The sequence below is a fragment of the Rahnella sp. JUb53 genome (assembly GCF_004346065.1).
Lineage (GTDB): Bacteria > Pseudomonadota > Gammaproteobacteria > Enterobacterales > Enterobacteriaceae > Rahnella > Rahnella variigena.
Window position 1 is genome coordinate 665,077 of sequence record NZ_SLYT01000002.1, and the last position, 12,424, is coordinate 677,500.

Annotated in this window: 10 protein-coding genes and 1 pseudogene; all 11 read right to left on the bottom strand. The window is 47.6% G+C overall.

The genetic code is table 11. The features are described from left to right. Nucleotides 1–23: 23 nt before the first annotated feature. The gene (locus EC840_RS07675; protein WP_132964773.1) at nt 24–449 is read right to left on the bottom strand and encodes a DUF1240 domain-containing protein; all 426 of its coding nucleotides are present in this window, start codon (nt 447–449) and stop codon (nt 24–26) included. A gap of 2 nt (nt 450–451) precedes the next feature. Beyond that, nucleotides 452–1,444, bottom strand: coding sequence for a PAAR domain-containing protein (locus tag EC840_RS07680; RefSeq protein WP_129639486.1), 993 nt, complete (start codon nt 1,442–1,444; stop codon nt 452–454). Nucleotides 1,445–1,457: 13 nt separating this feature from the next. Next, nucleotides 1,458–1,712, bottom strand: a pseudogene (locus tag EC840_RS07685) (PAAR domain-containing protein); the annotation flags it as partial. A gap of 69 nt (nt 1,713–1,781) precedes the next feature. After that, on the bottom strand, nt 1,782–2,207 hold the full coding sequence (locus EC840_RS25495; protein ID WP_240783357.1) for a hypothetical protein: 426 nt from the start codon (nt 2,205–2,207) through the stop codon (nt 1,782–1,784). Beyond that, on the bottom strand, nt 2,204–3,481 hold the full coding sequence (locus EC840_RS07695) for a PAAR domain-containing protein (RefSeq protein ID WP_132964775.1): 1,278 nt from the start codon (nt 3,479–3,481) through the stop codon (nt 2,204–2,206). Before EC840_RS07695 ends, EC840_RS25495 begins: the two co-directional genes overlap by 4 nt. A gap of 22 nt (nt 3,482–3,503) precedes the next feature. Beyond that, nucleotides 3,504–5,096, bottom strand: coding sequence for a type VI secretion system protein TssA (gene tssA / locus EC840_RS07700; protein WP_132964777.1), 1,593 nt, complete (start codon nt 5,094–5,096; stop codon nt 3,504–3,506). After that, nucleotides 5,096–8,524, bottom strand: coding sequence for an ImcF-related family protein (locus EC840_RS07705; protein ID WP_132964779.1), 3,429 nt, complete (start codon nt 8,522–8,524; stop codon nt 5,096–5,098). Before EC840_RS07705 ends, tssA begins: the two co-directional genes overlap by 1 nt. After that, entirely contained in the window at nt 8,521–9,744 is a 1,224-nt protein-coding gene (locus EC840_RS07710; protein WP_129639481.1) for a hypothetical protein, read from the bottom strand. The genes EC840_RS07705 and EC840_RS07710 overlap by 4 nt, the downstream gene beginning before the upstream one ends. A 145-nt stretch (nt 9,745–9,889) precedes the next feature. Further along, nucleotides 9,890–10,717 carry a hypothetical protein gene (locus EC840_RS07715; RefSeq protein ID WP_132964781.1) on the bottom strand — a complete coding sequence of 276 codons (828 nt, stop codon included), beginning with the start codon at nt 10,715–10,717 and terminating at the stop codon, nt 9,890–9,892. 121 nt (nt 10,718–10,838) lie between these two features. After that, a complete protein-coding gene (locus tag EC840_RS07720) occupies nt 10,839–11,600 on the bottom strand; it encodes a DUF6708 domain-containing protein (protein WP_132964783.1) in 762 nt (253 codons plus the stop codon). Between the two features lie 55 nt (nt 11,601–11,655). Further along, nucleotides 11,656–12,424: DUF6708 domain-containing protein (locus EC840_RS07725; protein WP_347876900.1), on the bottom strand; the 769-nt coding region annotated here is incomplete at its 5' end.

Genomic DNA, 12,424 nt, shown 5'->3' on the forward strand with positions numbered 1-12,424 from the left:
TGAGTGAGCTGAACGGGATGGCATTAATTTTGGCATAGCGATTCATCTAGTACATATTGGGTTGCCATGCCCGGAGTCCAGCCCAGAGGAATGCCTTGACATTGAATATACCCTCGATTACTCAAATGATATTTATATGTGAAATAAAATAAAGTTGTAAGAATTAATATCACAACCAACGAGATTATCGAGAATAGCATTAACTTCCTCCCACGCTCGATAGATATTTGTTTTCCATGGGCAATAATAGGAATGACCATCAATAAAAAGGGGATGGTTACTAATGGTGAAAATGCTGCAAAAAAACTCCACGCAGAAAAAGTAACGACAGGGGTGTTATGAAAATATTTGAATATAGATTCAAAAGCGAAGAAGGATATCGTTAATGATAACAGACAGAAAAAAATAAATCCTAAAAATGCTAGAAATCTATGTTTAAGGTCATACATGATTAATACATCCGTGGTGTAACATCGTTAATAGATAAGCGTAAATATTCAACCACTTGATTTCCTATAAATTCCACGCCTTTATTTAGCATTTTATCTGCGTACATAGAGCCCAAATCCCAAACTCCTTTTTCTATCTTCCTTGCCTCCCAAACGAACTCTTGCTGCGCTGATTCTATATACTTAACTACTTTGTCAGTTATTCCGAATTTTTCATCCATCATATTGAGTATCCACGCTGTTCCAAAACCAAAAACAACGACAGCAACCAAAGGCCCTATGACAAAAGGTGTCATTGAAATGACTGCACCAGCTCCCCAAGCTACAGCAGAAACAATACCAACCTTTACAACATCGGTGGCAAGACTACCAATAAACGTCGCTAAAGTTGTTTGGTCATTTAAAACATAATCAACAGTTCTATATGCAGCAGCAACATATATAGTTAGCCTTGCACCTTTGATTACTGATTTCGCCAATCCATACTTTCCGATACCAATGTCTACAATCTTAGGGTTTTTTAATGCAAATACCGGTGCATTTAGTATTTTCCGCACACCTGGATAACCAGATATCTTGATAAGCTCAGTTCCTTTTTCATTCACAAAGGTCGTGGCTTTGATACCAAAACTACCAAGTTTGGCTATCAGAATAGATGTATTTATTGCATCTCGTCCATTTAGACCATAGTTCACAATGATTTGTCCTGGGCTAGACTGAGTAATATCTACCCATCCTTTTTTAAAGATATTCCAACTAGCCAGTATTTCATACCCTTCTTCAGGAGTAAGTAGCATCACATCCTGATTTCGGGCTTCAAGCATTGCCCGGATGCGATCGTCGGGCAACGTATGCGTATTAATCAATGCAGTCGCAGGATAATCAGGTACATAGCCTGAGTCTGTTTTCTCCCCAGTCACATAGGACGACAATACCGGCTGTTTGGCCTGATCTGCTGTGGTTTTATTTTGAGCCTCGCCTGTCTTATTTCTCATATGTTTTTATTGTTATCGAAGGAATAAGGCGTGCCTGGCATGGGCAGCTGCTTTTACTGTACGTTGTGCCGGCGAATTTACGGCCATTAACCAAATCAGACGGAATGGCTCCAACCACGGCAAACATGCCCGGATTCAGACCACAGGTCACAGGTTCCTGCTCGCGTACAACCGGTTTGCCCATCAGTGTGTGTCTGGGATCGCCGCTGAGGATTTTTCCTCCGCAGGTGGTTTTATCGCCCAAAACTAAGTAATAACCTTTTGCCATTGTGATAATCCTTTAAAGAGAGACAATCATCATTAAGTGATTGAATAGAAATCAACAGGCAATATTTTATTATAAACAATAACTTTTATTAAGTGCATATTTAGTTGCCATCCCTGGTGTCCAACCTGATGGAGTTCCCTTACACTCTATATACCCTCTGTTTTCTAGGTTTTTTTTATACATCATAGAAAATGAAGTCATTCCTATTAAAGTTGCTAATAAAAAAAATAATGAAATTCTTATAAGTATTGCGCCAGTTTTCGTAGAAATGCTTTTCCCTTTAGTGAATACAGGGATTAACATCAATGCATACGGCATGAAAAAAAGAGGGAAGCAAAGGGCGAAGATAGACCACATTGAATAAATGACAACAGAATTATATTTTTGATATGAGGATAGCAAATAAAACCCAGCATAATAGACAGAGAAAGATAATCCAGAGAAAAGTAAAAAACCCAAAAAAGAAAAGAAGCGTTGTTTCGTATTATATATCATCGATAAATCCTCGGTGTTATGTCGGTAATTGAATTTCTCAAATACTTCATGACTTCGGATTCGATGACTTCTACACCTTTTTCCAGCATTTTATCTGCGAACATGGCACCTAAATCCCACAAGCCTTGTTCCATATCCTTGCACTTACTTCTAGCTGTTTCAACAAACTCTTGCTGAGCAGCTGTAAGGTATGCCACCACTTTATCAGTCACACCAAACTCGCTATCCAATATGTTTAAGATAATTGCTATTCCTAGCCCGCCTAACACTACAACTCCTAAGGGCACTGCAACGACAGGAACAAATGCAACCAATACCTCACCAATGCCCCACATAATTGTTGTATTAATTGCTAACTTCGCAACGTCAGTAGCTAAATTACCTATGAACATTGCCAGGGTTGTCTGATCATTTAAAATAAAATCTACAGTGCGATATACCGTTACAAATATAAATGTAATGGTGGCGCCTTCTATCATTGCACCTCTTAATCCATATTTTCCTATGCCTGCTTTAAGTATTTGTGGGTTACGAAGGGAAAATACAGGGGCATTTAATATCTTACGAATCCCCACATAGCCTGATATTTTAATCAGTTCAGTGCCTTTTTCATTTACGAATTTTGTTGCAGTGATGCCAAGGCTACCTAACTTCGCTATTACGACTGATGTATTGACTATGTCTCTAACATTTAATCCGTAGTTTACAATAATCTTCCCCGGCCCTGATTGAGTAATACTAACCCAGCCAGTTTTAACAGCGTGCCATGCGCCAAGCAGATCAAAGCATTCTGCTAAGGTAAGAAGCATCACAGTAGTACTATTGGCCTGTAACAAGTCACGAATGCGATTATCTGGGCTAGGATATGTATTAATCAATGCAGTCGCAGGATAATCAGGTACATAGCCTGAGTCTGTTTTTTCCCCAGTCACATAGGACGACAGTACCAGCTGTTTGGCCTGATCTGCTGTGGTTTTATTTTGAGCCTCGCCTGTCCTGGTTTCATATGTTTTTATTGTTATCGAAGGTATAAGGCGTGCCTGGCATGGGCAGCTGCTTTTACTGTACGTTGTGCCGGCGAATTTACGGCCATTAACCAAATCAGACGGAATGGCTCCAACTACGGCAAACATGCCCGGATTCAGACCACAGGTCACAGGTTCCTGCTCGCGTACAACCGGTTTGCCCATCAGTGTGTGTCTGGGATCGCCGCTGAGGATTTTTCCTCCGCAGGTGGTTTTATCGCCCAAAACTAAGTAATAACCTTTTGCCATTGTGATAATCCTTTATTGGGTATTAACCGCACAATACGGCGGCGCGGGCAGGGTCGATAGCTATCAGTGCGCTAAGTAAGACGTCCATGTCGGCCATCATCCGGTTTTTATCACCGTCTCCTCGTTGCGATTTCATACGCAGTAATTTCAGCCGACGGGCTTTCACTTCAAATACCAGCCCCGGCTCCCACTGCGGCAACGTGAGTGAGAGACTGTCACTATCCAGGCTGCCGAGGAGATGCAGCGCCATATCATTTTTACCGTACTGCTCCGAAACCCGCGCCATCACTAAGCGCAACAGCCACTGGTGGCGGGCGGTGTGGATGCCCGGTCTGGTCTGCAACCAGGTCAGTGCAGACTCCACGCCATCGCTGTCTGCCTGGGCAAGCGCTTCAGGCTCCAGCAGGAGAATGTCATCTTCACCGGAAGCAACGGAGGCAGCGGGTTCATTTCCCCAACCCGAGACAGATTCCAGCACCTGCTGGTTAATCCAGCCTTGTGTGACTTCATCGGCAAACGGCGTGCCGTCGCTCCATGACAAACTTTCCAGACCCGGCAAACGGGTGAGAAACAGCGCCAGATCTTGCGTGATACAAGTTGCCCAGCCTTCATAAGGTGCGCCGGCTTTGCTGAGTGCCTGATGCAAATACCACTGAACATCGAGCCAGAAATGGTTAACACCTTCAGCAAACATGGATTCCGCCTGCTCCAGCAGTTCCACCCAACTCTGTTGCAGATATAAGCGTTTAAGCTGAGCACGATATTCAGGGCGGGGCGGGAGCAAGCGGGTGCGGCCACTGGCATCCAGCGGCGGCAGTTCGTGAACGGTGTCCCAGCGCACACTCTTAATAAGATGATGGCCCGACAGCCAGCCTTGCGGCTGATCCCGCAGGTATTTTGCCAGCATTTTTGCCTGATCAAGCAGATCCCTTCCTGACTGCACGGATCGCAGGGAAGGGGATAAACCACTGCTTTCTGCCTGTGACGACGATGCACTGGTTTGCGGGACGACGGCGTTCATCCCGCCTGACTGAGCGAGGCGATTTTCGAGTGCGGCGTAGAGCGCCCCCAGTTCTGGCTTTGAGGATTCATTCCAGGTGCTGACACCCTGTTCAATGAGTGCCAGTGCGCCAATGATGCGCGCAAAATCTGTTTTATCGACTTCCGGATAAAGCGACAGACTGTCCAGTACGCGGGATCCTGCGATCCATTCCAGTGATGTCTTGCGGCTGTTTGCACGTAGAGGATGCAGGGTTTCCCCGAAACGGACAATCAGCCCGGCCAGAAGAGAAAGTCCGTCAGCCAGGCCGGCCTCGCCGTCACGATGAAGACGCGCCCAGATGTAATAAGTGGCCACGCGGACGTCTTTACATTGGCTGGCGAGCAGTTTTTCTGCCAGTTCGCAGGTCAGGGTAGTATCCGCACCGGAGAGTTTGTTGACCTCTTCGCGCATTTGCTGGAAGTCATCGTCGTAACCCGGATCTTCGCCCGCGGGCTGATCCGGTGTAATTGGCTGCAACCATTTATCCCAAAGGGCAACCTGATTTTCTGCCTGAGATAAAAGAGATTCAGGCTCTGCCGCGCAGGCGGTAAGCAGGGTGGTTAATGTGGTCATTACGGCTCCTCGGCGATTGCATCGGGATCAAAAGGCTGTTCAGCAGATGAAGGACTAGCCTGAATCAGGAAAATCTGTGCCGGTAATGTGAAGTTACGCAGCTGCAACAGACCCAGCGGGCCTTTACCCAGTTCAGTGCGCAATATCCACTGCAGTTGTTGTTTGTCTGACGTGGTGAATGTCAGCTGATAACGGCCTTCATCCAGCTTTTGTTGTTTAGCCTGTTCAAGCCAGCGGATAAGTCCCCAGGTCCCCTGATAATCACCGTATAACCGGGCACCGGCGGAGGTCGAGGTCCATGTCAGCATGGTGCCCGGCTTATAGGTATCGCCCGGCCAACGGAAGCTTTGCCAGCTTTCCATCTGATTGAAGTAACGCAATTTTTGTCCGTCGATCGAAAGATTCGTTTCGACAACATCAGGAACCGGACGGGCCAGCAATTCAAAGCGCATTCCCTGGCTGCCGTCGGTGAACAGGATGTCGGAGATCTGGCTGAGCTGGTTGATCGCCGCCAGAAATGCCGGATTGAAGGTCAGACCCTGACTGTTCACTTTATCCGGCACCCAGCGTGTCCCTTCTTTGTGCAGAACACCGCTCAGCTCACGGGTCAGGAAGTTGTCGATACGGCCACTATCCTTGCGAATAAACTCTGCCAGCATCGGAAGAGAAGCATCGCTTTTGCTGGCAGCAAACGGATAGCGTCCGTCGAAGGCGGATTTCCAGTTGTTAACAATGGCGTTTTTCCACTGGTCATTAAGGCTGGCCGAAGAGGGCTGTAATACGGCCTCCCATGCCTGTGTCAGTGGCTGTACAAACATGGTCTGGCCGAAACCGCTCCATTCTTCACCGAGGCTGGCAGCGATCAGGCTGCCATATTCCTGACTATCGGTCAGGTCTACGCTTTTACCCTGGAACACCGTTTGTGCCAGCACTTGCGTCATCTCCTGCGGGTCAGAAGCATTCGCCACCTGCTGAAGTTTCAGGCGCACGCGGGTAATACGGGTCAACAACGTTTGCAGGCTAAGCGAACTGTCCGATGACAACATGTTCTGCGCACTGCCCTTTCCCATCAGGGCGAGCAGCGGACCAAAGGTTTCATCCAGAGGCCTGACAGGCCCGCTGGCGTGCTGATCAATAGCAGGTTGTGAATCTTTATTGATGAGTGCTTTGGCTGATTTCACCAGAGAATCTGACAGCGCTTCGTTTTGCTGTCCGGTTTGTCCCTGCCATGCCAGCGTGTTCATCAGGGCGATCAACGGGGACTGGCGTACGTCGCTCATCAATGAAAGCTGATCAATAACATCTGACAGATTTTTAGCTTCATTCCAGCGCAAACTATTGAGAAAATTCAGCCAGCTACCCGCAAAGTCAGTGAAATAGCGTTCAGTGAGGCGTTTCTTTAACGCTTCCGGTGAAATATCTTCAGAGATCGCCCGGCGGTTATCGCTCAACACCCAGTCAATTTCCTCGCGACGCGAAGATACCGCTTTGTCGATCGCCTCCTGGATTTGTTCATCCCAGGCTTTGCGCGTGAACATACCCGGTACCACTTCATCGCTTCTGAACAGACGCTGCGCATCTGTATCACCCGTCATATCCAGCAGTGTCATGTCTGCGTAATTGCGGCGTACTGAAAGCAGCATATTTTCATACAAAGTACTTTCAGCATTGCGCTGACCGATTTCACCCAGCAAAACCTGTCGCGACTGGGAAACCAGCGCCAGATCCGGCTTAATCTTCCAGTCTGGCTGCGTGCGCAGGTTGGCGGCATAAAACTGCCATAAGTCAGGAGCCAGACTCTGCCACAATCCCGGAGACACGCCGGGGCGTTGCGGTTGTGTCGTTTTCATTACCTGTGCGTAAAACGCGGCATCTGCTTTTTCCGGTCTGATCATCATCAGATATGCTTTAAGCTGGTCGTAGCCTGACTTTGCCAGCGCAGCACGTTTCGGGCTGTTGGCGGGAAGGCTGGCAAGTTCGTTGAGCTTATGTAGCAAACTTTCAGCTGCGGCATCGCGGATCAGGCGGTTATTAGCGCTGCCATATGATGGCAGCAGGGCTGTGAGCAGCTGCGCATTGTGGTCCAGACCAAAACGCTGATACCAAGGCGCACCCTCAGTAACGCGAGCCTGAAGACGACCGATATCATTGCGCAGTGTCTGCAAGGCAATTAATTGCTCATCGGAAACAGGCTGCGGTTTGGCGAGGTATTGCGTCTGCTCAGCGGCAGAGACCATCTGATGACGGTTCACAGCAAAGGACACCACGCTGCCAATGCCCCACAGGACGATCAGCGCGAGCACACCGTAGCAGAGCGTTTGCTCCCACGGCAGACCGACGCGACGACCGCGTGCAGACCGGCAGTCATCCAGTACGCTCTGCCAGCTTGCAGGCGGTGTCCAGGTTTTATCATGTACACCGGCAGAGGCTGCTGAGGTCTGCGGCAAGCTGAACATCAGGCCACGCATTGGAATGCGTGCGGCATAATCAGCAGACCAGGGTGAAAGTATCTGACCCCAGCGGGCTGCACCAGACTCGCCTAACGACTGCGCCAGACGCAGCAGAAAATCGTGTGTCTGTTGGGTCAATACCTGCTGCATTCCCTGCTCGCGCATCAGGGGTATCAGCGATTTCAGCGTTCTTTCTACCGATTGTGAGGTGGCATTAGCCGGGAAAATAACCCCGACCGGCTGCTCGATACGTTCATCCTGTGACCAGTCGCTTTCGCAAACCTGCCACAGATATACCGGCGCCTGATAACGCAATGCTTCGCCGGTTTTCTCAAGCGAGCGCAGACCGTCGTCCATCCACTGCGACGTTTTGCTTTGAGATTCGGTGACGGCCCAGAGAATGCCATCAAACGGACGGGTGCGACGCAGTTTCCGCCATTCAGAAAGACGCGCATCGTCAGCAGCTTCATGCAGACTGCCACCGTGAATAAGCACGGTACGCTGACCTTCCAGCCAGCCCTGTTCTGCCAGTGTAGGTGCCAGGGCAGTGATTTCACTGGCCTCACCGACGATCATCAACAGGCGTAATTTATAACGCCAGAACAGACCGTAGCGGCGGCGCAGCCGAGCTTTGAGCTGGGCGAGGTCGGACTGGGATTTATTGGGCAGCTTTGAGTCCAGCTTTTTGGGGGTCAAAACATCATCGCCGGAAATATTCTGCCGTTCATGTCTGAAACTACGGCGACCCTCGACGCGTGTTCCCCAAAACAGGAAAAAGGCGATGAGAAATATGGCAACGCACGCGGCAACCGAACTGCTTAACCACGCGTACCAGCCTGGAGTTGCCCGAATCAGGTTTAATTTTTCGGGATGCCAGCAGAGGGTCCAGACCATCATGAGACCTGTGAGTAAGCCGATTAAAATAAGGCACCAGAACACCAGTTCAGGTTTTTTAATTAAGGACAGAATTCGTTTCATCTTTCGCCTTCCTGGCCAGAAATTGCCGGGGATACAATCATGTTCCAGACCTTTCCATTTTGTTGTTCGCGACATATCAGCAGATGGTATGCAGGATGTTGTTGTATTGCCTGAGCCGCTGCAGCAACAGCAAGCCAGGAGGCCGCTTTATCAGGGAGGCCCAGATAATCGGTAAAATCATGTACACCGGTTTGTTGGTCAACACCACTCAACGAAGCAGAACTGATGGCCTTCATCAGAGGTATATGCTCGCTGTCATCAGTCGTTACGCCAGCCAGCCAGATATGCCCGGGTATGGCGGGCGCGAGAGGAACCCAGTCAAGCGCCTGCCCGAGAGCATATTCAAATGCATCCGGTGATGTCCCGACGGCTTCGGGGCGATGAAGAAAGGCCAGAGGTGAAATAGCATGTTGGGTCAGGCGGTTGCCAAGCAAGATGCCGGTAATCGCCTCTGCTGACATGGGCGTATTCACTGGCGAATATTGCCATGACACGACAAGCAACAAAGCATCGCTGTGAATGCGATGATCCAGCCATTCATCGACAACTTGCATTCCGCTGCCAGATATACGCGAGCAGGATTGTTGGATCCCGCTTGTCTTCCAGGCTTGCCACCACAGAGCCTCTGCTTTCTCCTCAGGTATTGATGACGATGATTCAAATAGCAGCATCAGGGGTTTATCTGCAGGCAATAGCGCAAGTGTTTGCGCTAATTGTTTTGCCAGTGAGATAAATAACATTTCAAGGTGTTTTTCATCGGATAAACCCGCTATTCGGGCTAACTGGCTCAGACGAATATTCTCCTCATCGCGCCAGGAACGCTGGGTAAAGAGTACATTGTCATTACGCAGCAAATTGGCCGATACAGAAGCCAGGGGTGTCTCTGGCTCAGAGTGTGCGGTACAGCACTCGGCTGCTAATATCTGTAATGCACGACGACCCCGGCGAACTTCCTGAATAATAGTATTTTCTCTTTCTTTATCGTAGGCGCTGGCAAATATTTGCTTAAGTAGATAAATCAAATAAGACGAAAAATATAAGCATCCCGTAATAATTCCAGGGATGCCCACGGACACTAATACATTATTTTCTCCTGTCACCAGCCTGGAATAAACAATGCTCAGGCCAATTAGAAAAATAAGAAAAACTATCCAGCGCGACAGGCGAGGTGGGGTCGGTCTGATGCAGGTGTCAGGGATGTTTTTTAAATCTACGGCCATAGCGTTTTTCTTGTATTAGAGAACTCAGGGGGGTTAAATGGCAGAGGCAGGTAATGAGTTACAGGTTACTATATTTCCCTGCTCTTGTCGTTTTTCGCCTCAGAGTTTATTTTGAGGCAATATAGAAATCACCATGATTTATTATTTAAGCGGCGTGAGATTCAGTCAGGTTAGACAAAATATTTGCCATGGCTGACGAAACGTAGTCACGCTCCCCCTCAAGCCAGGCCTTACGCAGAGTACAGACTTTATCCACGTCAGGTGTTTGTATGTGTAACTTAAAAAGACGGTTATCCATATGCGTGACTTTGACATTATTATATGGGACGCGGTAGGTTTCGGAATATAGCCCAGGTGTAATTATTAACTCATTTTTTGATAACCCAATAACTACCCGATTGTTCAGGCGGAAACCATTAACCAAAGCCAGCACGCCGGCTCCTACCAAAATACTACCGGTCCCTAGGCCCATGACCATTATCACCCCTCCGAGGACAATAAACACTACGCCATTAATAAAAAATGGCGTTGTTTTGAAGTATAGTTTCACACTTTCATTCATCTCTGTGTTTTCTTCCGTACTTCCTTCTGCAGGTGTATTTAAACCTGTTTTCCCCTCAGTGTTTATATTGTTTTCTTCTTCAGGTGATGAGAATACAGTCATACCCTGGTTAGATTTTTTTTCGTAACTTGACATATATCCAATGAAAAACACCATGCCAATGGGGAGCATGAAAAATGCGCCAATGCCTGCGATAATTCGCCCCGCTTTTGGTGCCAGAAATAACAAGCCAATACTTGCAATTTGCATGGCCAACGCAACAATAAATAACGGAAGTACAATAGACCACACCAGGTGTGAATTGTCATAATCGTACCCGCCTGCTGTTTCAGATAAATTAAACCATGCAATACATGTAATGAGTATATTAATGAGCAAACCAATCCAAAGCATTAAGCTAATTCTTTTCATTTAAAATTCCTTTAGATAAACAAAAACATTTTTAATTTATAATAAGACGGCACAGTTCTACGTTTCGATTTGAGCAGAAAAAATTCTGAGAGAAGAAAGTCAGTTGCCGATGCAAACCGTTTTAAGGTGCGGTGGTCGATTCCCGCTCCATATCTTCCGGCCAGCGGTCTGCCTTGCGTGGGCACCAGTCGTCAGGCCGGCCGGTTTCTACCGGATCTGCTGTGACTGAGTCATGCTGCATATAAACAGAGAGATAACTCCAGATCTGGCACAGCATTTCCTGTGAGCTGCGCTCTTTAGCAATCAGAAAGCGGGTAACGACTTTATTTGTGCCCGGCTCGCAAACCGAACCGAAAAGCTGGAAGCCCATATTATAACGATCACTGGAATAACGTATTTCGCCGCGAACATCCGCCCAGTTATACGACCGGATGGTGACTGGCCATTTTAGCCATGGGAAAAATGTATGTTTATATTCGAAAATATAGATTTTTTGACGTTTCCGGTTCAGTCGAATAGGTTGATCGCGAGGCTGGAAAAAATAAACTTTTAGAAAAAACAGAGCTAGGCCAAAGATACCCAATGCTCCCACCAAACCTATAGCGGTCATTACATAATCTTTGTATCCATCTTGTATGGCAAAACTGAAAACCCCAAAGATAAAAGCGAAAATGCAGGCTAAAATTCCACTAAAAAGCATTCCACCCCATATGATTTCTGTACTGTATCGGGGTATTTCCAGATATGTGCCATTAAGCGTTGTCAACCAACGTAGCTGCGGTGGTACCAGCTGTGGTTCGTGATTCTCCGGCATATCTTCCCGCCAGTTCTTGACAGGTGGATTAAGTCTCGGTTGAGGTTCGTCCATGGTAAACAGAGGCATTCGAGGGCAATCCTTTTAGATTTAGTTATCCATCTTGCGTAGGTTGCAGGGCGCTTTAAGGTGCCGTTGTTGACTCCCGTTCCATATCGTCTGGCCAGCGGTCTGCCTTGCGCGGGCACCAGTCGTCAGGCCGGCCGGTTTCTACCGGATCTGCTGTGACCGAGTCATGCTGCATATAGACAGAGAGATAACTCCAGATCTGGCACAGCATTTCCTGTGAGCTGCGCTCTTTAGCAATCAGAAAGCGGGTAACGACTTTATTTGTGCCCGGCTCGCAAACCGAACCGAAAAGCTGGAAGCCCATATTATAACGATCACTGGAATAACGTATTTCGCCGCGAACATCCGCCCAGTTATATGACCGGATGGTGGTTGGCCATTTGCGCCAGAGAAACCACGTACGTTTATATTCAAAGATATAGATTTTTTGGCGTTTCCGGTTGAGGCGAAGCGGCTGATCTCGAGGTTGAGCAAAGTACATTTTTAGACAATAAAAAGCCAATGGCAAAAAACTAAATGTACCAATCAACCCTAGAGAAATCATCACATAATCATCGTGTCCAATCTGTAGAACAAACCCCAATATCCCAAAACTTATGCTGAAAATGGAAATAATAATACCCCAGATAAGCACTCCCCCCCATGCAACTTCCGTGCTATACCGAGGTATTTCAACAAAGATATCATTTAGCGTTGTTAACCAGAGTAGCTTAGGTGGCACTAGTTGCGGCTCGTGGTTCTCCGGCATATCTTCCCGCCAGTTTTGGATGGGTGGATTGAGTTTCGGCTGTGGTTCTTCTATGGTAAACAGAGGCATTTGAGGG